We start from the raw sequence: 19,406 nt of genomic DNA on the forward strand, positions 1-19,406 counted from the left end.
GGCCGCTAGGCCCGGCATTCCATTACCCAGGCAGCGTCACCGCCCAGGCAGAAACCCACGATGCGCGCGACGTCGCGCAGCACCCAAGAGGTAATGCCCGATGGCAAACGTTCGTTCTATTACTGCTTCCACCACCGCCCGCACCGCGCGCCCGCACCTGCTCGGCCTGGCCTTGTTGCTGGCCACCGGCGTTGCCGGCGCCCAGGTGTTCGTACAGCCGGATACCGCGTTCAACGGCAGCGTGCGCGCTACCGCGCCGGTGGTGTTGCCGGGCAGCGAAACCGGTATTGAAGGCAACGGTTTCACCCCGGGCCAGAAGGTGACCTTGCTGCGCGGTGAGACCGTGCTCAACGCACAGCCTTATGTCGCCAACGGCGAAGGCAAGTTCAGCGGCACGCTGGCGATTCCAGCCGATGCTGTCGCCGGCCCGCAGCCCATCGTGGTGCGTGCGGCTGCGCCGGATGCCGCAGCGGTGTTCTCACTGAAGGTCTCGCGCGAAGTGCCGCTTTCCGGCCAGGATCGCATCCAGGCCGCCAGCAACCGTCTGGTGCAGGGTTTGTATCAGGTCGCCTACAGCCCGGCCAGCAAGGCCGCGTTCGTGACCAGCGCCGTCGGCCGCCCGCCGGTGAAGCAGTCCGAGCTGCTCAAGGTGGATCCGGAATCGCTGCAGATCATCGCCCGCGTGTCGCCGCAGGCGGCGCCGGGCAATGATGGCAACCTGTTCGCCGTGTACGGCGTGGGCGTGGATGACGCCAATGGCAATGTGTGGGTGACCAATACCCGCCAGGACACGGTGGCGGTCTACCGCCAGTCCGACCTGTCGCTGGTCAAGCAGTTCCCGGTCGGCGCGGTATCGCATGCGCGTGACGTGGTGGTCGATGCACAGCGAAACCGTGCCTATGTTTCGGCCACCGGTGCCGACTTCATCAGTGTGTTCGACACCCGCACGCTGCAGCAGCTGGACAACATCACCATCGCCTCCGGCAAGCGCGGCGAGACCTTCACCCCGGGCAGCCTGGACATCGATACGGCTACCGGCAAGGTCTATACCGTCAGCCTGGCCGCTGCCGAGGCGGCGATCATCGACGGCGCCAGCGGCAAGGTGGAGAAGGTGTTTCCGCTGGCCGGCGCGCGTGATGCGATCGGCGTTGCGTGGAACCCGGTGGCCAAGCGCCTGCTGGTGGTCTCGCAGGGCAGCGACAACCTGCTGATCGTCGACCCGGCCACTGCCAAGGTCGAGCACGACGTGTATGTCGGCGCCGGTTCCTTGAACGTGTCCTACAGCCCGAGCACGCGCCTGGCCTATGTCAGCAACCGCGCTGCCGGCACCGTCACGGTGGTCGATGAAGGCGGCAACATCGTTGCCAACCTCGACGGCGGCACCTACCCGAACCACGTCAGCAAGGGCCCGGATGCGGTGATGTTCGCGATCAACAAGTCCAAGGGCGCCGATGACGCCAAGGGTGATCGCATCACCCGCTTGCTGCCTGTGCAGCGCTGAGTGATCTGCCGCGCCTTGGGCGCGGCAAGGCGGTCAACGCGCGGGAGATGCCGGCAACGGCATCTCCCGCACTGCCATCAAAAGCTGGTCGGTACGCAGCCCCAATGCACCGGCCAATCTGGTAACCGAGGACGTATTGATGAAAGCCACCACCCTTGTTCCGACTGGCCTGGGCCTGCTGCTGGCCGCGCTTGTTGCCGGCTGTGATCGCAGCCCCGCACCACCGCAGGCTACAGCCGAAGCCCCCGAAATTGCAGCGTCTGCTACCGATGCAGCTGATGCGAGCGTGTTGCCGGCCGGCTGGAAGCGTGTGGCCGGGCAGGATGTGCCGCAAGTCGCCGGAGCGTCACCACAGTTGCCGGCCAAGCTGCGCTCGGACGATGGCGTGGAGGTTGAAGTGACCGACATCAGTCGCATCGTCGCCGGTGGCGATGATGTGATCGCGGTAATCGAAGCACTGGGTCTGGCCGACAAGGTCTATGCCGCGCCGGAACGCTCGGCGACCGCTGCAGGCCGGGCTGCCCCCAAGCACTTCCTGTTCAACCGCACCACCGGCGTGGAAGGCGTGCTGAGCCTGGACGGGACGCTGTTCCTGGGCAACAGCCTGCGCCGCCATGCGGTGCTGGCCGAACGCCTGCGCGCGACCGGCCATGCCGCGGTGGTGATCGATGACCTGCAGTCGCCGGCGGATAAGGTGCGCAAGGTGGCTGCTGCGCTTGGTCTGTCTGCACAGGGCGAGGAGTTGGCTGGCAAGGTGCAGGCACAGCTCGATCAGGCCACAGCCATCGCCAAGGACAATGCGAAGCGCCCACGGGTGATCGCGCTGTCGGCGAGCGGCGCCGGTGGCCTGCCGACCGTGGCCGGCGCCGACAGCGCCGCCAACCAGCTGATCACCATCGCAGGCGGTATCAACATCGGCGAAGAGGCAGGCGTGGCCAATTATTCCCAGCTCAGCAACGAGGGCGTTGTCGCGGCGGCGCCGGAGGTGATCCTGGTAACTGAGAACGACCTGCGCCTGTTCGGCGGTGAAGCCGGCCTGTGGAAGGCCTATCCGACCCTGAAGCACACGCCCGCTGGCGCGGCCAATCGTGTATGGGTGATGCCTGATGTCGAATTGAAATCCACCAGCGTGGGCTCCGGCGCCGGTGCGCTGGCCTTGGCGCAGGCCCTGGCGGAGTTGGCGCGCGGATGATGTCGGCGCAGGTCCGGCGGCCGAACGGCGCGCTGTTGCTATGCCTGTTGCTGGCGGTGCTGCTGGGGGCGGTGCTGTTGTCGTTCGGCACCGGCCCGCTGAAGCTGCCCGCAGCCGATGTGCTGCGGGCAATGGCGGCGCAGTTTGGTTTGGCGGATCCGCAGTTGATCAGTGCCCGCGACATGGGCGTGGTCTGGCAGCTGCGCATTCCACGCGCGCTGTTGGGCGCGTTGATTGGTGCGTCGCTGGCGATGGCTGGCGTCGCGCTGCAGGGCCTGTTTGGCAACCCGCTGGCGGATCCCGGCATCGTCGGCGTCAGCCAGGGCGCGGCGCTGGGTGCGGTGGCGGCCATCGTGCTCGGTGCGGGTGCATTCGCTGTGTGGTTGATTCCACTGGCGGCATTCGCGGGTGGTGCTGGCGCGACGACCTTGATCTATCTGTTGGCGCGGCCGGGGCGCGGTGAAGGCACCGCGACCCTGCTGCTGGTCGGTATCGCGATTGGTGCGGGCTGCTCGGCGGCGGTCGGCTTCCTGACCTACATCGCCAGCGAGAGCGAGCTGCAGTCGCTGGTGTTCTGGCAGATGGGTTCCTTGGCACAGGCCAGTTGGAGCGACGTGGCCGCGGTCACGCCGGTATTCGTGATCGGCCTGCTGGCGTTGCTGCGGCTGGCCACGCCCTTGGACATGCTTGCGCTCGGTGAGCGCCAGGCACGCCATATCGGCCTGGATGTCGCGCGCACGCGACTGTTGCTGGTCGCTTTCAGTGCGCTGCTGGTAGGCGCAGCGGTGGCGTTTGCCGGCAGCGTCAGTTTCGTCGGTCTGGTGGTGCCGCATCTGGTGCGGATGCTGGTTGGCCCCGGGCATCGCTGGCTGCTGCCTTTGTCGGGTGTGGTCGGCGCGCTGTTGATCGTGGTGGCCGATACCGCCGCGCGCACGCTTGATCCACCGTCGGAAATCCCACTCGGCCTGTTCTCCGCGGCGCTGGGCGCGCCGTTCTTCCTGTGGCTGGTGCTGCGCAAGCGCGGGGGAAGGGCATGAGCGCGCCATTGCTGGAATTAGGCGGGGTCAGCGTGCTGCGTGGCGGTCGCCAGGTGTTGGCGGGTGTTGATCTGACGTTGCAGCCTGGCACGCTGACCGCCTTGGTCGGGCCCAATGGCGCTGGCAAGTCGACCTTGTTGGCCGTGCTTGCCGGTGATGCCGAACCGGATGCCGGGCAGGCATTGCTGCAAGGTCGTGCACTGGCCGACTGGCCTGTGCGTGAGCTTGCGCTGCAGCGGGCGGTGATGGCGCAGGATCATGCCGTGCACTTTGCCTTCAGCGTGCGCGAGGTGGTGGCGATGGGGCGTTTGCCGCATCCGCCACAACCACGACAGGATGCGGAGATCGTCGAGGCTGCATTGGCAGAAGTCGATGTCGTCGCCTTGGCTGGGCGCGATGTGCAGACGCTGTCCGGTGGCGAAGCCGCACGGACCTCGCTTGCGCGAGCGTTGGCACAACAGACACCGGTGCTGCTGCTGGATGAGCCAACCGCCGCGCTCGATCTTCGCCATCAGGAGCGCACCTTGCGCAGCGCCCGCGAGCTCGCAGCGCAAGGCCGTTGCGTGGTGGTGGTATTGCACGACCTCAACCTGGCATCGGCCTATGCCGATCGCATCGTGATGCTGTGCGAGGGGCGCATTGCCGCTGATGGTTCACCGCGCGAAGTGCTGACCCGCGAGATCATCGGCAAGGTCTACGGCCAGCCGGTGCAGGTGATCGAGCATCCAACGCGCGGCGTTCCGCTGGTGGTTGCCTGCGACGATTGAAGCTCCGGCGGCGAGCAGGCGGAAAAGCTGCTTTCGATCGCATCGCGTCGCGCGCGGGCGTGACGGCTACTTCGGCGTCGCAGCCAGCGCCCGATAGTCGCGCGGGGTCATGCCGACGGTGTGCTTGAACTGGCGCGCGAACGCACTCTGGTCGGAGAAGCCACAGGCCTGGCCGACGCTGGCGATGCTGGTGTCGGTGAAGAGCATGCGGGTGGCGGCCTCGATGCGGAATTTGGTCAACAACTGCTGTGGCGTCAGCTGGAATACCTTCTTGAACAAGCGCTCCAGCTGCGCGACTGATACGCCACTCTTGCCGGCCAGCGTGCGCACGCGCAGCGGCTCGTGGAAATGCGCCTGCATGTATTCCACCGCAGCATGCAGGCGCTGGAAGGAGGAGTCCTCGCGGTCGGGTTGGCCAAGATCGCGCGAGATGCCGATCAAACCGACGATGTGGTTGTCTTCCACCAGCGGCTGCTTGAGGGTGAGGCACCAGCCCGGGCTGCGGTTGGCATAGAGCTGCAGTTCAAGCATGTCTTCGATGACTTCGCCGGTCAGCACGCGCCGGTCCTGCAGGATGTAGCGCGCGGCCAGATGCGCTGGATAGAGCTGCAACACGCTTCTGCCGACGATCTCCTCGCGGCTCTTCTTCGCCAGCCGTTGCATCAAGGTCTGGTTGACGTGCGTGTAGCGGCATTCGGTGTCCTTGATGAAGAACACCACGTCGGGAAGGGGATCAAACATGCGCACCAATACCTGCGGTGACAGGGTGACAGCCATGGCGTTGCTCTCCGTTGCAGAGCGCACACCCTGCCATTCCTGCGGCCGTCTCTCAAGCGCAATAAGTATGCTGAAATCCGCATCGTGCAGGCCAAGATACGCCTAGCGTGCGGCTGTGGCTGCAGTGGAATATTGATCCCGAAATGTACGGTCATGGCGTGCTTTCGTTTCTGCAGATGCCTTTAAATCAGTTGGTTGCAGTTGTTACAGGTTGTCTTGTTTTTATCAGTCCTGCACGTTGAACAGCGAGCAGGCGTCTGCCGGGGCCGGTCAGGGGGCTGGTATTAGGCGGATCTCAAAATCCGGGTCGGTTATGCCAAGGTAGCGCGCGGATGCCAGAAGCGGCGCACGCAGTGGTTGGTCCTGGCTCGGCGTTGTGTGCTTGTTTGCCTTCGGTGTGGCCTCGTTCGGGGCCCCGGGGACCGTGATCGCTCCATCTGCTGTCGACCATTGCGCTTGCCCGCGCTGAGGTCGGTCAGCGTGTGCGCGTAAAAGTCCGGCGTCCTGGCGGCGACAGCGCCGTCATGGCGGTGGCGTGCGCCGGCAGCTGTTTGCTGGGCGGTGCAGCAGCCACTTCGTTGTTGCTTGCTCAACTTTCGTTTCGCATTTCATATCCAAGGGGAAGTAGATGAAGACGAATCATCGCGCCGAGCGCATTCCATGTCGTCGGCGTGGCCAGCTGGCAGTCGCTGTTGCCATTGCCTTGTGTGCCACCGCAACGGGCTCTGCATGGGCGCAGGATGCTGCCGGGGAGGTGGCGAAGGAGCAGCAGGCTGCTGGCGCTGAAGCGAAGAATCTCGATACCGTGATCGTCACCGGCTCGCGCATTCGTCGTGAGCCGGGCTTTGAAGGCCCCGCACCGGTAACCGCCATCAGTGCGGAAAAGATCCAGGCCTCCGGCTACACCCAGATCGCCGATCTGGTGAACCAGTTGCCGAGCTTTGCGACAACCCAGACCAGCCAGACCGCCAACCAGACCGGCAATGTCGGTGTCAGTGCGCTGGACCTGCGTGGCATGGGCGTGCAGCGCACCTTGACGCTGGTGGATGGCCGTCGCCAGGTTGCATCGATTCCCGGTACCGCAGGTGTCGACGTAAGTGCGCTGCCTGCAAGCATGATCGAGCGGGTGGATGTGGTCACCGGTGGCGCGTCCGCGCTGTACGGTGCCGATGCCGTGAACGGTGTGGTCAACTTCGTCCTCAAGCGCGACTACGAAGGGCTGGAAGCCAGCGTCCGCTACGGCGACTCCTCGCGCGGCGACATGCCGACCTATACCGGCGACGTGCTGTTCGGCAAGAACTTCACTGACAACCGCGGCAACTTCACCTTGTACGGCTTCTGGGAAGACAACTCCGGTACGGTGCGCGGCCAGGACCGTCCCTGGACCGCCAATGGCTACCCGTATTACGCCCGCGCCAAGAGCACCGATCCGTATGTGATCCTCGACAACAGCCGCAACGTCTACAACTCGCCCAATGCGACCGTGTTGCTGGGCAACTGCACTGTGGTCAATGCCGCCAATTGCCTGTACACCTTCAATCCGGACGGTTCGCTGCGCCACTCGCAACTCGGCCCGGGCGGTCTGACCAACCTCAGCACCGGCTTCAACGTGCTGCAGCAGGGCACCACCGATGGCGGTGAGTTTGGTGGCCGCTATGACTCCTGGTACCTGGTGACGCCGTCGGATCGCCAGACCGTGCGCTCGACGCTGGATTTCGACGTCAACGATGCGCTGCGGCTGGTGGGCACGGTCAACTATTCGCAGAGTCAGTCCGAAGCGTCCTGGCGCTCGCTCAGTACCTACGGTTCGGGTGGCAGCGAAGTGGTGCCGTATTACAGCCCCTTCATCACCCAGGAAATGATCACCGCCAACGGTGGTGCGTTCACCAATGGCATAGCCTTCGGCCGCCATTTCGATGAAGAGCTGGGGCATATGCGCCAGCAGACCGACCGCAAGTTGCTGCAGGCAACCGTGGGCGCCGAAGGCTATTTCGACTTTCTTGGCCGTAGCTGGAACTACGAGGCCTACTACTCTTACGGCCGCAGCCGCCAGCGCACCCGCGAGCTCAACGCAGGCTCCTACGATCGGCTGCTGTCGGGCCTGAACTCCTATGTGGATGGTGCCGGCAACCCGATCTGCTGGGATGGCCCGGCCGGCTGCGTAGCGATCAATCCGTTCAAGCGCCTGACCTCGGAGATGGTCGACTGGCTGACCTATGACACCGACTGGTCGACGACCACGCTGACCCAGAAGGTTGCATCGGCCTATGCCTCCGGCGGCCTGTTCGACCTGCCCGGCGGTGAAGCCAAGATCGTGGTGGGCGCGGAGTACCGCAAGGAGCGCAATGAGATCGGCACCATCGCCCAGTACGATCCGACCAATCCGGCTTATGACGCCAGCCTTGGCACCACCCAGAACGGTTTGAACGGCGAGTTCAGCGTCAAGGAGATCTTCAGCGAGCTCAGCCTGCCGCTGCTGTCGGGTGTGGCCGGTGCCGAACGCTTGTCGCTGGAGCTGGCCGGGCGTGTCTCGGACTACAGCACCGCCGGCCGCACCACGACGACGAAGCTCGGTCTGGAATGGGCGCCGATTGAAGACATCACCTTGCGTGGCACCTACGGCAAGGCGATCCGTGCACCCAACATCGGTGAGCTGTACACCGCCGGCAGCGTGTCGTCGGCGTGGATCTACGATCCCTGCAACGACTACGCGTTGGCCAACCGCACCAGTGCCACCAGCTACACGGCGGGCAATTGCGCCGCGATCAGCCCCAGCGATACCAGTGTTGGCAACTATTGGCAGTGGAAGGACATCGTGTACTCGGGCAACGTCAACCTGAAGCCGGAAACCGCCAAGACCACGACCTTCGGCGTGGTGTTGCGGCCGCGCTTCATTTCAAACCTGACGGTGTCTGCGGACTACTACAAGATCGACCTGCGCGGGGTGATCTCCACGCTGGACTACCAGACCATCCTGAACCGCTGCGTCGACCAGGCCAGCCTGGACAACACCTTCTGCGATCTGGTCACCCGCGACTCGGCGGGCGACATCGTTGAAGTGGCGGTGCAGCAGCTGAACCTGTCGCAGAGCATTGCCCGCGGCGTGGATATCAACGCCAATTGGTTCCATGACCTTGGCGGCGTGGCGGGCTCCAATGCGGGTCGTATCCTGGTTGATCTGAGCTACGGCCGCACGCTGGAACGCAAGTTCGTCGCCGATCCGCAGAATCCGGATGATGCATGGGACTACCTGACGCTATGGGGCACGCCGAAGTGGAAGGGCACGGTGCGCACCGGCTGGTCCAATCCCAAGCTCAGCGTCTACTGGACCCTGCGGCATGTATCGAAAATGCGTGGCAGCAATACTTCGACTGCGACGTATGAGCGCGAATGGGCAGGCAATACCTTCTACAGCGATTTTTACGCCAGCTATCAGGTCACGCCCAAATTCAGCGTGTTCGGCGGTCTCAATAACGCCTTCGATCGCGCGCCGCCGCGTGTGCCGGGCGCGGAGGCCGGCGGTGCCGGCTTCAACCAGAGCGGTTACCAGGCGGCGGTGTATGACGTGCTGGGCCGCACCTTCAACGTCGGTCTGCGCATGAAGCTTTGACCAACTTCCGCTACTGCAAATAGAACAGGGCCGACGGAATCACCGTCGGCCCTGCTTGTTTTCATACTGCCGGAAACCGCAGCGGCGCTGCGGCTTCGCTGACTCAGTTGGCCTTGCTGTTGTAACGCAGGGTCAGCTGGTATTCGCGGCCCGGCTGGTTGTACCAGGCAACGGTTTCGTACTCGCGGTCGAACACGTTGGCGGCCTTGGCCTGCAGGCTCCATGCGTCGTTGATGGCGTATTCAACGCGCACATCCATGGTGCCGTGGCCGGCCAGACGCACGCTGTTGGCAGCGTTGTCGAAGCGGTGGCCACTGCCTGCAGCGGTCACGCCCAGACGCAGCGGGCCGAAGCTCTTGTCCACGTCCAGACGACCGCTGGTACGCGCGCGGCGGGCCAGCAGGTTGTCGTAGGTGGCAGCGCCGGAGGTGTGGTCGCGCGGGTCGGTGAAGCTGGCCTGGGCGTTGATGTCGAAGCCAGCCAGCGACAGGTAGCCGGTCAGCTCGGCGCCGCGGATGCGGGCTTCGGCAACGTTGACCAGGTCGAAGTTGCTGTCATAGCCGATCAGCTGGTCGACGCGGGTTTCGTAGGCATTGAAGGTCCAGTTCCAGTTGTCGGCGTACTGCGCGATGCCGAGGTTCAGGCTCTTGGATTCTTCCGGCTTCAGGTTCGGGTTGCTGAAGCCCGGGTAGTACAGGTCGTTGAAGGTCGGTGCCTTGAAGCCGGTGCCGGCGCTGGCGGTCAGGCGGAAGCCATTGCCGAAGGCAAAGCCATAACCCAGGCTGCCGGTGGTGTGGTTGCCGAACTGCTCGTTGTCGTCGTTGCGCACGCTGGCCTGCAGCGAGTGCGCGCCGAACTGGCCCTGGTACTCGGCAAACACGCCGAGGTTGTCGCGCTGGTCGATGTCGAAGGCGGTGGAGCTGGTGACCTTGTCGTTCTGCCAATCAGCGCCAGCGGTGATCTGCTGGCCTTCGGCGAAGCTGAAGTCGCCCTGCACGCTGGCGGTGTCGCGGCGGGTATCGAAGGCGCTGGCGAAGCTGCGGGTGCCGGTGCTGGCATCCGCGAAGTAGTTGTCGGCCTGGTCGCGGTTGCGGCCAACCTGTGCGCTCAGGCGGAAGCGCTCGGATGCAGCCCAGGCGAGCTTGGCACCGTAGACCTGCTGGCGGTTGTCGGCTTCGTTGCCGCCGAAGATGCTGCCGTCGTATTCGTTGAAGCTGTCGGCGTTGAGCACATGGCCTTCCAGGCTCAGCGTGTCGGTCAGGGCATAGCCACCGCGCACGTTGATGGAGGTGTTGCGGTAGCCATCGCGGTCCGGCTCATCGGCGAAGCAGCCAGCGCCCCAGCCAGCGGCGGTGCCGCGGCAGGCGTTGATGCCGTCGGTCTTCTGGTAGCCGCCCTGGGCCGAGATCCAGCCGCGCTCACCGCGGTTGCTGAAGCCGGCGCTGACCTGGCGCAGGTTGTTGCTGCCGGCGGTGATCGCCAGGTTCTGCTGCAGGCCCTGGCCAGCGTTGCGGGTGAAGATCTGGATCACGCCGCCGATGGCCTCGGAGCCGTACAGGCTCGAACGCGGGCCCCGCACGATTTCAATGCGCTCGATCTGGTCAACCGGCAGGTCCTGCAGGGCGGCCATGCCGCTGGTGGCCGAGGCCACGCGCACGCCGTCGACCAGCACCAGCACCTGGTTGGAGTTGCTGCCACGCAGGAACAGCGAGGTGATCTTGCCGTTGCCGCCCTGGTTGGCGAAGTCCAGGCCCGCGCGACCGCGCAGCAGGTCCTGCAGCGAGTTGGCCTGGCTGTGGTCGATCTGCGCACGGTCGATGACCTGCACCGGCACCACGCTGTTCTCGATGGAGATCGGGGTACGGGTGGCGGTGACGGTGACGTCGTCCAGTTCGGTTGGTGCGTTCTGCGCGGCAGCAACGCCCGGCAATGCCAGGGCAAGGGCGAGCGAAAGGGTGTGGTAAGACAGTTTCATGGAAGCTCCTGGGCCTGCACGCTCCCGCGCAGGCGGATTGGGGAGGCTGCCAGAAGAGGGAGAAGACGGAGGTGGCGCACACGGCGCTACAGCCGCCGCCATGCCCTCCGCATCGCAACCAGTCGGCTTCCGGGCCGGTCTCCGGACTCGCAGGCGAGGCGGCGTGGGCCGCTTCCGTCCAGACGCCTTCCCGTGCCGTGCACAGTGGCGCCATGTCTGGACTTGTCCTGCTTACCGTTGCGGGGGCAGTGCCGGAATGGCGACATGCTGGAGTTCCAGCAGTGCGCGGCACCGGCTTCCCGTTTCAACCGACCGGCAATGCCGGTCGGTCACCCGAAAGTGCGCGCATTCTATGCCATTGCCGCCAGCGTTGCCGGAATGGGCGGCAACGGCTGGCATGGCGCGAACTCTGTAACCGGGGTTCAAGGTAGCCCGGGTAAGCGCATGCGCACCCGGGAAGTGCAGGGCGCCGCAGGCCTGCAGCGGTGCTGCAATCTCGTTCCCCGGGTGCGCTGCGCTTACCCGGGCCACGTGTTGCATGAGTTCGATTTGATTGGGGGCTGGCGAAACAAGCCCTGCGCAGCACTGTTGCCGAGTGGCTAGAATGCGCGCTGCAAACGCAGTATCGGAAGTGTCGTGACAGAAACATGGTACGGGCAGGCCTGCAGCCAGCCTTCGCAGGAATACCGGCAGCGCGCCCTGCTGCGCCAGCGCCAGCTGACCAAGCCGGAAGGCGCCTTGGGTCGTTTGGAGACATTGGCCGTTGAACTGGCTGCGCTGCAAGGCGTGGATCAGCCGGTGGCGCAGCGTGTGCCGGTGGTGGTGTTCGCAGGCGACCACGGCGTGACCGCGCAGGGCGTGTCGGCTTACCCGGCCGAAGTGACGGTGCAGATGCTGCACAACTTCGCCGGCGGCGGTGCTGCCATTGCGGTACTGGCGCGCGAACTGGGCCTGCCACTGCACGTATGGGATGTAGGCAGCCGCGCTACCACAGCGATTGCCGGCGTGGTCAGTGCCAAGACCCTGCATGGTACTGCTGACTTCAGCGCAGGCCCGGCGATGTCGGCAGTTGATCTGGACGCTGCCTTCGATGCGGGTCGCCGCGCGGTGGAGGCTGCCTGTGCCGACGGTGCGGATTTGTTGGTGTTCGGCGAGATGGGCATCGGCAACACCACTGCTGCGAGTGCCATCGCTGCCGTGCTTGGCCCGTTGCCGCTCGACGAGTTGGTTGGCGCCGGTACTGGCCTGGACGCGGTGCGCATGGTGCAGAAGAAGAATCTGATCGCACGCGCGCTGAGCCTGCATGGTGACGCGATCAACACGGCCGAGTCGCCCGCGTATGAAGCATTGCAACGTGTAGGTGGATTGGAGATCGCAGCGATCAGCGCGGCGATGATCGCCGCAGCACAGCGACGGGTTCCAGTGTTGGTGGATGGCTTCATCGTCTCTGCTGCGGCGTTGGCGGCAGTACGCATCAATCCCAGCCTGCGGCCGTGGCTGCTGTTCTCGCACCAGTCGGCCGAGCGTGGTCACATCCGCCTGCTGGAGGCATTGCAGGCGCAGCCGCTGCTGTCATTGGACCTGCGTCTTGGCGAAGGCTCCGGTGCCGCGCTCGCGTTGCCGCTGGTGCGCATGGCCTGCGCCCTGCACAACAGCATGGCGACGTTCGCCGAGGCAGCTGTTGCCGACCGCGGTGGCGGCCGATGATTCTTGATCTGATGCGGCATGCCTCCACCGGGCGTGCCGGCCACCTCGACGGTCGTACCGATCCGCCTTTGATCGAAGGTGCGATGGACACGCTGTACCGCAGCCACGCCGGCATTGGCTGGAGCCGGGTGATCACGTCGCCGCGTCGGCGCGCGCTGGATACCGCGCATGCATTGGTGGCTGGCAGCAACCAGTTCTGCGAGATCCACCCGGATTGGGCCGAGCTCGACTTCGGCGATTGGGACGGACTGCATTTCGATGAAGTTCCAGCCGAGCAGCTTGCTGGCTTCTACAGCGAACCGCACGATGTGGTGCCGCCCAACGGCGAATCCTGGCGGCAGTTCCAGGCGCGTGTGGAAGAACAGCTGCATCGTTTGGTGGACGAAGACGATTGTGACGGCCAGCCGGTGCTGGTGGTCAGCCACGCCGGCGTGTTGCGGCTGGTGGTGTCACGGGTGTGTGGCATGAGCTTGTCTTCGCTGTGGGCGATGCGCATCGACTACGGCACCCGTGTGCGCCTGCGCGTGGAGCGTGGCGAAGACGGCCGGTTGTGGGGTGAACTGCTGGAGTTGCGACAACCATGATTGGACGCCGCCTGATCCTTGCCATCCAGTTCCTGACCCGGCTGCCGACACCGCAGGTGCGCGACTTCCGCCAGGAGGACCTGAGCAGGTCGGCGGTGTACTATCCCTTGGTTGGCGCCATCATCGGCGTCCTGCTGGCGCTGCCGCTGTATGGCCTGTCGGATCGGCCCTGGCTGGCGGGCGCGCTGACCTTGTTGCTGTGGGTATGGGTGACCGGCGCGCTGCATCTGGATGGCCTGGGCGATGTCGCCGATGCCTTCGGTGCGGCGCATCGCAACCCGCAGCGCTTCCTGGAGGTGCTCAAGGACCCGCATATGGGCGTGTTCGGCGTGGTCACGCTGATCATGCAGCTGCTGCTCAAGTTCGTGCTGTTGACCGAGCTTGCGGTGGGTCCGTTGTGGTTCGGCATCGTGCTGGTGCCGGCGTGGGCACGCTGGGGCACCTTGTGGTGGAGCCAGCGCATACCGTCGCTGCACGCTGATGGTATGGGTGAGCGCTTTTCCTGGCAGCTGCGACCGTCGGCGATGTGGGCGTGGGCCGTGTTGCTGGCCGCGATCAGCGTGGTGTTTGCATGGCCGCTGTTGATTGCATTGCTGCTGGTACCGCTGGTAGCGCTGTGGTGGAAGCGCAAGCTTGGTGGGATCTCCGGCGATGGCCTGGGTGCCAGCGTCGAAGTAGTGGAGACCTTGCTGATGCTGGCGCTGGTGGTCCTCGCACCGCTGCCTGTAGACATTGTGGGAGCGGCGTAAGCCGCGAAACTAAAACTGCATCCGGAATCATGCAGTGCGCGATCTGAGGAATGGCCAGCTTCACGGCTTACACCGTTCCCACAAAAGCTGTTGCTCCGCTTCAATCCTCGAAGCGGATCTCGGTGGTCTCTTCTTCGTCGGCTTCGGCCTGCATATGCGTTTCATGCACCGGCCCGGCCTGTTGGCCTGCACGCGTGGTGGGCAGCGCGCCAGCAGCGACTTCGTACTCGGCGACCAGTTGCTGGCGACGCGCCTCGGGTATTTCCTGCCAATGGCAGCCGACCAAGGCGCCTTCCAGCGAATACAGCAGGTTGAGGCTGGGCTTGAAGCCGGCGCGGCGCACCTTCATGAACGCCGCGACCGGGCCGATCGCGCTCAGGTCCTGCTCGCTGCGCAAACCGACCTGACGCAGCCAGGCTGCACTCTTGGGGCCGATGTTGCGTAGCTTGGGGGCGCTCATTGCAGCGCCTCGACAAACACCTGGGCGATGGCTTCCAGCCCCAGCTGGTCGTCGGCGTCGAAACGCGCGAGCACCGGGCTGTCGATGTCGAATACGCCAATCAACGTGCCGTTGTTGACCAGGGGCACGACCAGTTCCGAGCGCGAGGCCGAGTCGCAGGCGATATGGCCGGGGAACGCATCCACATCCTCGATGCGCTGGGTCTGGCGGCTGCTGGCAGCGGCGCCACACACGCCCTTGGACAGCGGAATGCGCACGCAGGCCGGCAAGCCCTGGAACGGGCCAACCACCAATTCCTTGCCGTCGTAGAAGTAGAAACCCACCCAGTTGAGCTGCGGTAGCGCGTGGTAGACCAGTGCCGACAGGTTGGCAGCATTGGCAATGCGGTCTGCTTCGCCATGGACCAGAGCGCGGGCCTGGGCCAGCAGCTGGGCGTATTGTTCCGGCTTGCTGCCGGTGAGGGTGTCGGTGTTGAACATCAGGAGAGTCTAGCCGCTGCGTGGTCGTCGATTTTGCCAGCCGCTGCCGCCGAGCGCAGCCATCGGCAATGGAATGCTGGATCGCAGGCAAAAAAAGACCCGGCAGCGGGAGGGAGCTACCGGGTCTGGGATTGCGCGGGGGAGGGACCGCGCAAATTCTGTTGTCTGGGTATCAGCGCGTCTTGCGCTCGGGTTTGGCAGCGAAAGGCTGGCGAACCAATGCGCCCAATGCCTCGCCGGTCTTCAGGCTGAGCCCGACCACTTCCTGGTTGGCATTGGCCAGTCGTTCCATGTTCTCGCGTGCCAGCTGCATGCCCTTGGGCAGCAGCGCCTGCAGATCCGCCTGTGCGCCGGCCTGGGCCAGTTCGCCGAAGAAGCCAGCCGCAGCCGTGGTGTTGCGCTCGAACGCGCGCAGCTGCACGCCAAACACGCTTTCAGCATTTTCCAAGGCGAGCCGGTTGGCACGGTTGGCAGCAGCGGCGAGCTGCTGGGTGTAGCTGCTGAAGTCGTTGAACTGAGCGGACATCAAGGTGATCCGGCGGGCTTGTTGCGTTGCAGCATAACGCGGAATTGGCGCGGTGCAACATAAAATTCTGAACTGTTCAGAACTCGTCTCTGTAGAGCCGAGCCATGCTCGGCTGGAGCGTTACCGGCAAGGCCTCTGCCGAGCATGGCTCGGCACTGCCGCGCTCGTTTGCCGCAGACGAGCGCCCCCTCCCTTTGCCGCAGGCAAGGGGAGGGTTGGGGAGGGGTTGGCTTTGGGGCTCCATGCACGGCCAGCTTCGCGGCTTACGCCGCTCCCACAAGGGCCGCTGCGTGGTCGGGAAGGCTATGTAGAGCCGAGCCATGCTCGGCTGGAGCGTTCCTCGGCAAGGCCTCTGCCGAGCATGGCTCGGCACTACGCTTCGGCCCCCTCCCTTTGCCGCAGGCAAGGGGAGGGTTGGGGAGGGGTTGGCTTTGGGGCTCCATGCATGGGCCAGCGTCGCGGCTTACGCCGCTCCCACAAGCGCCGCTGCGTGGTCGGGAAGGCTATGTAGAGCCGAGCCATGCTCGGCTGGGGCGTTCCTCGGCAAGGCCTCTGCCGAGCACGGCTCGGCACTACGCTTCGGCCCCCTCCCTTTGCCGCAGGCAAGGGGAGGGTTGGGGAGGGGTTGGCTTTGAGGCTTCATGCACGGCCAGCTTCGCGGCTTACGCCGCTCCCACAAGGGCCGCTGCGTGGTCGGGAAGGCCATGTAGAGCCGAGCCATGCTCGGCTGGAGCATTACCGGCAAGGCCTCTGCCGAGCATGGCTCGGCACTACGAGGTCGCTATCAGGCGCCCTTGTAGCTGCAGCCGGAGGTGCAGGTTTCGTGCACGACTACTTCGCTGAGCAGCGGCAGTGCCGGCTTCAGCTTTTCCCAGATCCACATCGCCAGGCGTTCGCTGGTGGGGTTCTCCAGGCCGGGGATGTCGTTGAGGTAGTTGTGGTCGAGCTGGTCGTAGAGCGGCTGGAAGGCGGCCTTCAGCTCACTGAAGTCCATGATCCAGCCAGTCTCCGGGCCGGGTTCGCCGCTGACCCGCAGTTCCACGCGGAACGAGTGGCCGTGCAGGCGCGAGCACTTGTGGCCGACCGGGACGTTGGGCAGCCGGTGTGCGGCTTCGAGGGTGAAAACCTTGAAAATATCCATGGGCGTAATTGTAGGATGCCGCCGTCGCTGCGCGTATGCGCCAGTGATGCCAGCCATGTTTTCATATCCATCCGGATGAAGCGATGTAACGGATGGTTATGTGCGAATGCAACAAAGTGATTGGCCGGACATTTGCCGTTCATGAGGTACTGGCGCCGTTGCCATTCACCCCTCCCCGGATTCCATGCCTACTCGTTCCTTGCTCGCCTTCGCGGTGGCCGCCGCCATCGCTGCTCCCTCCCTCGCCCTGGCCGAAGCCGCTGCCGACGGCAGCAAGACCCTCGATGCGGTCCGGGTCACCGGCTCCAACATCAAGCGCACCGATACCGAGACCGCCAACCCGGTGCAGGTGATCGAACGCCAGCAACTGGAGCAGACCGGCAAGGCCAGCGTGGCTGACCTGCTGCGTTCGATCTCCGCCAACACCGGCAACGCCAGCAACGAAACCAGCAACAGCGGTTGGGCCTCGGGCTCGGCCGGCATCGGCCTGCGCGGCCTGTCGCAGAAGAACACGCTGGTGCTGCTCAATGGTCGCCGCCTGGCCAATTACGGCTTCCCGTCCGGCGGTTTGTCGGACACCTTCGTCGACCTCAACGCGCTTCCCCTCGTAGCGGTGGAACGCATAGAAGTGCTGAAGGATGGCGCCTCGGCGGTATACGGCTCCGATGCAGTCGCCGGCGTGGTCAACATCATCACCCGGCAGAACTTTGAAGGTGCCGAGGTTGGCGTCAGCGGCGGCACCTCAGAAGCCGGTGGGCTGGATCAGCAGAACCTCAAGTTCGTCGGCGGCCTCGGCGACCTGGACCGCGATGGCTACAACATCCTGGTGTCGCTGGAAGGCTATAACCGCGACCGCCTGGACCAGGACCAGCGCGACCTGACCCGCTCGGGCATCTATACCGACAAGGCCGGTGGCCGCTGGAACGGTTGGTCGGCCAAGGGCGCGCGCTACCTGATAGACGGCAAGTCGGTGCCGATGCTCGACGCCGCCGGCAACTGCCCGGAAGGCACGGTACTCACCGCCAGCGCACCGATCGACGGTCTGGCCGGTGACACCTGCGCCTTCAACCAGGCGCCGTATACCACGCTGATTCCCTCGACCAAGCGCTGGCAGGCCTATGTCAACGGCACGCTGCGCATCAATGATTCGGTGGAAGCTTTCGCTGATGTGATCTACAGCGACATCAAGGGTGTGTCGTGGTTCGGTTCCAGCCCGTTCTTCACCCTGGAAAGTGGCCGTTTCGCGCTCAACGCCGATACCGGCCTGGCCGAGCCGGTGCGTTCGATCCTGCCGGCAGGCAATCCGTACAACCCGTACGGCGTGGACGTGCCGATCGAATACACCTTCTTCAACCTCGGCGGCACCATCAAGACCAATCGTTCGCGTTCCTATCGCGGCGTGCTTGGCCTGCGCGGGCAGACCGAGAAGTGGGACTGGGAAGTCGGCGCATTCCAGGCGGCCAGCAAACAGCGCGAGACCGTCTCGGGCGGCTTTGCCAATCGCTGGACGCTGTATGACGCACTGGCCAGCGGCAGCTACAACCTGCTCAATCCCTCAGTGACGGATCCGGCGGTGCTTGCTGCGATTGGCCTGAGCACGCTGCGCCCGGCCGAATCGGTGCTCAAGGGTGTCGATGCCAAGGTGTCCGGCACTTTGGGGGCAACCTGGGCGGGCGAGATTGGCTTTGCCGCCGGTGCCGAATGGCGTCAGGAGAAGCTCGATTCAAACAATCCCTGGCAGATCGATGCAGGCCTGCAGGTGCGCCCGGCGATCGCCGAAGTGCACGGCCAGCGGCAGGTCAGCGCTGCCTACGCGGAAGTAAGCGTGCCGCTGCACAGCACGTTGGAACTGCAGGCGGCAGCACGCGCCGATCGTTACAGTGATTTCGGCAATGCGTTCTCGCCCAAGCTCGGCCTGCGCTGGCAGCCGCTGGATTGGTTGCTGGTGCGTGCTGCGGCCTCGCGTGGTTTCCGTGCGCCATCGTTGTCGGAGAACTCGGCATCGACCAGCATCGCCTATGGCTCGGTGGTCGATCCGCACGATCCGGACGTTGCCGGTTCACGGCAGAACCCGACCTTCTTCACCGTCGGCAACACCAACCTGGATCCGGAACGCACGCGCAGCTTCAATGCCGGCTTCGTGCTCTCCCCGTGGCAGAACACCAACCTCAGCGTCGATTACTACCGCATCAAGCTGGACAACCTGATCGGCACCGGCAACACCACAACGCTGGTGGCAGAGAACGACCCGGCCAATGTGCTGCGTGATTCGCGCGGCAAGCTGTTGGCGGTCTACAACCGCTACCAGAACCTGAGTGAGCTGGAGACCTCGGGCATCGACATCGAGCTGCGCCAGCGCTGGCAGACGGCCGCTGCGGGTGACTTCGGCCTGTCCTCGGCGCTGACCTATGTCATCGACTACAAGCGTCCGCAGGTGGTCGGCGGTCCGTTGGTGGATTACGCCGGCTCCAACCTCGGTCCGTCGCTGCCGGATACCAAGGCCACCACCACGTTGGACTGGGCCTTGGGTGATTGGCGCACCGCGCTGACCTGGTATTACACCAGCAGCTATGACCAGCAAGGCAGTGCCGCGGCGAAGGCGGTGCAGAAGCAGGTCGCCAGTTACAGCCAGTTCGATCTGTACCTGGGCTACACCGGCATCGACAAGCTGACCGTGTACGCAAAGGTGCAGAACATCGGTGACCGCCAGCCGCCGTACGACGCCACCTTCCCGGGTGTGCGCGCGCCGTACGACTTCAGCCAGTACGACCTGCGCGGGCGCTATTACACGCTGGGTTTTGATTACCGCTTCTGATTCATAGCCCCTCTCCCGCAAGCGGGGGAGGGCAGCTCCTGTAGTGCCGAGCCATGCTCGGAAGGGGTAATGCCTCTGCCGAGCAT

The 19,406-nt window shown here is 64.8% G+C and carries 15 protein-coding genes and 1 riboswitch; of the genes, 9 read left to right on the forward strand and 6 right to left on the reverse strand.

All coding sequences use genetic code 11. The features are described 5' to 3' along the window. Positions 1-100: 100 nt before the first annotated feature. The 4 genes from AC1VWL_RS13425 to AC1VWL_RS13440 all read left to right on the forward strand — a co-directional run bounded on the left by AC1VWL_RS13425 (position 101) and on the right by AC1VWL_RS13440 (position 4,497). On the forward strand, positions 101-1,501 hold the full coding sequence (locus AC1VWL_RS13425) for a YncE family protein (protein WP_482987022.1): 1,401 nt from the start codon (positions 101-103) through the stop codon (positions 1,499-1,501). Positions 1,502-1,640: 139 nt separating this feature from the next. Further along, complete coding sequence (locus AC1VWL_RS13430; protein ID WP_482987023.1) at positions 1,641-2,693, forward strand: heme/hemin ABC transporter substrate-binding protein; 1,053 nt, start codon at positions 1,641-1,643, stop codon at positions 2,691-2,693. Further along, the gene (locus AC1VWL_RS13435; RefSeq protein ID WP_482987024.1) at positions 2,690-3,730 is read left to right on the forward strand and encodes a FecCD family ABC transporter permease; all 1,041 of its coding nucleotides are present in this window, start codon (positions 2,690-2,692) and stop codon (positions 3,728-3,730) included. The genes AC1VWL_RS13430 and AC1VWL_RS13435 overlap by 4 nt, the downstream gene beginning before the upstream one ends. Next, entirely contained in the window at positions 3,727-4,497 is a 771-nt protein-coding gene (locus tag AC1VWL_RS13440; protein WP_482987025.1) for a heme ABC transporter ATP-binding protein, read from the forward strand. The genes AC1VWL_RS13435 and AC1VWL_RS13440 overlap by 4 nt, the downstream gene beginning before the upstream one ends. 66 nt (positions 4,498-4,563) lie before the next feature. On the opposite strand, the gene AC1VWL_RS13445 is transcribed toward AC1VWL_RS13440, so the two are convergent. After that, complete coding sequence (locus AC1VWL_RS13445; RefSeq protein WP_482987026.1) at positions 4,564-5,274, reverse strand: AraC family transcriptional regulator; 711 nt, start codon at positions 5,272-5,274, stop codon at positions 4,564-4,566. A gap of 628 nt (positions 5,275-5,902) precedes the next feature. Here AC1VWL_RS13445 and AC1VWL_RS13450 point away from each other — a divergent pair. Then, positions 5,903-8,884: a TonB-dependent receptor domain-containing protein gene (locus AC1VWL_RS13450; RefSeq protein WP_482987027.1), complete on the forward strand. Its 2,982-nt coding sequence runs from the start codon at positions 5,903-5,905 to the stop codon at positions 8,882-8,884. 103 nt (positions 8,885-8,987) lie between these two features. Here AC1VWL_RS13450 and btuB read toward each other — a convergent pair whose 3' ends face one another. Further along, a complete protein-coding gene (gene btuB / locus AC1VWL_RS13455; protein WP_482987028.1) occupies positions 8,988-10,859 on the reverse strand; it encodes a TonB-dependent vitamin B12 receptor in 1,872 nt (623 codons plus the stop codon). A gap of 115 nt (positions 10,860-10,974) precedes the next feature. Continuing rightward, positions 10,975-11,211, reverse strand: a riboswitch (cobalamin riboswitch). Positions 11,212-11,495: 284 nt separating this feature from the next. Here btuB and cobT point away from each other — a divergent pair. The 3 genes from cobT to cobS are packed head-to-tail and all read left to right on the forward strand — an operon-like array spanning position 11,496 to position 13,899. After that, positions 11,496-12,566: a nicotinate-nucleotide--dimethylbenzimidazole phosphoribosyltransferase gene (gene cobT, locus AC1VWL_RS13460; protein ID WP_482987029.1), complete on the forward strand. Its 1,071-nt coding sequence runs from the start codon at positions 11,496-11,498 to the stop codon at positions 12,564-12,566. Continuing rightward, entirely contained in the window at positions 12,563-13,150 is a 588-nt protein-coding gene (locus AC1VWL_RS13465; protein ID WP_482987030.1) for a histidine phosphatase family protein, read from the forward strand. The genes cobT and AC1VWL_RS13465 overlap by 4 nt, the downstream gene beginning before the upstream one ends. Then, entirely contained in the window at positions 13,147-13,899 is a 753-nt protein-coding gene (gene cobS / locus AC1VWL_RS13470; protein WP_482987031.1) for an adenosylcobinamide-GDP ribazoletransferase, read from the forward strand. Before AC1VWL_RS13465 ends, cobS begins: the two co-directional genes overlap by 4 nt. A 100-nt stretch (positions 13,900-13,999) precedes the next feature. Here the strand turns inward: cobS and AC1VWL_RS13475 are convergent, their stop codons facing one another. The 4 genes from AC1VWL_RS13475 to queD all read right to left on the reverse strand — a co-directional run bounded on the left by AC1VWL_RS13475 (position 14,000) and on the right by queD (position 16,505). Continuing rightward, positions 14,000-14,359 (reverse strand): TfoX/Sxy family protein, encoded by a 360-nt coding sequence (locus AC1VWL_RS13475; RefSeq protein ID WP_481539029.1) that lies wholly within the window; start codon positions 14,357-14,359, stop codon positions 14,000-14,002. Continuing rightward, a complete protein-coding gene (locus AC1VWL_RS13480) occupies positions 14,356-14,838 on the reverse strand; it encodes a GAF domain-containing protein (RefSeq protein WP_482987032.1) in 483 nt (160 codons plus the stop codon). The genes AC1VWL_RS13475 and AC1VWL_RS13480 overlap by 4 nt, the downstream gene beginning before the upstream one ends. A 172-nt stretch (positions 14,839-15,010) precedes the next feature. Further along, positions 15,011-15,364 (reverse strand): phasin family protein, encoded by a 354-nt coding sequence (locus AC1VWL_RS13485; protein WP_282268897.1) that lies wholly within the window; start codon positions 15,362-15,364, stop codon positions 15,011-15,013. 784 nt (positions 15,365-16,148) lie between these two features. Next, entirely contained in the window at positions 16,149-16,505 is a 357-nt protein-coding gene (gene queD, locus AC1VWL_RS13490; protein ID WP_313172553.1) for a 6-carboxytetrahydropterin synthase QueD, read from the reverse strand. Between the two features lie 184 nt (positions 16,506-16,689). Between queD and AC1VWL_RS13495 the strand changes: the two genes are divergently transcribed. Then, positions 16,690-19,320 carry a TonB-dependent receptor gene (locus AC1VWL_RS13495; protein ID WP_482987033.1) on the forward strand — a complete coding sequence of 877 codons (2,631 nt, stop codon included), beginning with the start codon at positions 16,690-16,692 and terminating at the stop codon, positions 19,318-19,320. Positions 19,321-19,406: the final 86 nt, after the last annotated feature.

Source organism: Stenotrophomonas sp. STEN063 (genome assembly GCF_056854515.1).

Excerpts from the sequence above, each read along its gene's own strand:
- AC1VWL_RS13485 (WP_282268897.1), bottom strand. The coding sequence starts at position 15,364 with ATGTCCGCTCAGTTCAACGACTTCAGCAGCTACACCCAGCAGCTCGCC.
- AC1VWL_RS13440 (WP_482987025.1), top strand. The coding sequence starts at position 3,727 with ATGAGCGCGCCATTGCTGGAATTAGGCGGGGTCAGCGTGCTGCGTGGC.
- AC1VWL_RS13465 (WP_482987030.1), top strand. The coding sequence starts at position 12,563 with ATGATTCTTGATCTGATGCGGCATGCCTCCACCGGGCGTGCCGGCCAC.
- AC1VWL_RS13480 (WP_482987032.1), bottom strand. The coding sequence starts at position 14,838 with ATGTTCAACACCGACACCCTCACCGGCAGCAAGCCGGAACAATACGCC.
- cobS (WP_482987031.1), top strand. The coding sequence starts at position 13,147 with ATGATTGGACGCCGCCTGATCCTTGCCATCCAGTTCCTGACCCGGCTG.
- AC1VWL_RS13445 (WP_482987026.1), bottom strand. The coding sequence starts at position 5,274 with ATGGCTGTCACCCTGTCACCGCAGGTATTGGTGCGCATGTTTGATCCC.
- btuB (WP_482987028.1), bottom strand. The coding sequence starts at position 10,859 with ATGAAACTGTCTTACCACACCCTTTCGCTCGCCCTTGCCCTGGCATTG.
- AC1VWL_RS13450 (WP_482987027.1), top strand. The coding sequence starts at position 5,903 with ATGAAGACGAATCATCGCGCCGAGCGCATTCCATGTCGTCGGCGTGGC.
- queD (WP_313172553.1), bottom strand. The coding sequence starts at position 16,505 with ATGGATATTTTCAAGGTTTTCACCCTCGAAGCCGCACACCGGCTGCCC.
- AC1VWL_RS13495 (WP_482987033.1), top strand. The coding sequence starts at position 16,690 with ATGCCTACTCGTTCCTTGCTCGCCTTCGCGGTGGCCGCCGCCATCGCT.
- AC1VWL_RS13435 (WP_482987024.1), top strand. The coding sequence starts at position 2,690 with ATGATGTCGGCGCAGGTCCGGCGGCCGAACGGCGCGCTGTTGCTATGC.
- AC1VWL_RS13425 (WP_482987022.1), top strand. The coding sequence starts at position 101 with ATGGCAAACGTTCGTTCTATTACTGCTTCCACCACCGCCCGCACCGCG.
- AC1VWL_RS13475 (WP_481539029.1), bottom strand. The coding sequence starts at position 14,359 with ATGAGCGCCCCCAAGCTACGCAACATCGGCCCCAAGAGTGCAGCCTGG.
- AC1VWL_RS13430 (WP_482987023.1), top strand. The coding sequence starts at position 1,641 with ATGAAAGCCACCACCCTTGTTCCGACTGGCCTGGGCCTGCTGCTGGCC.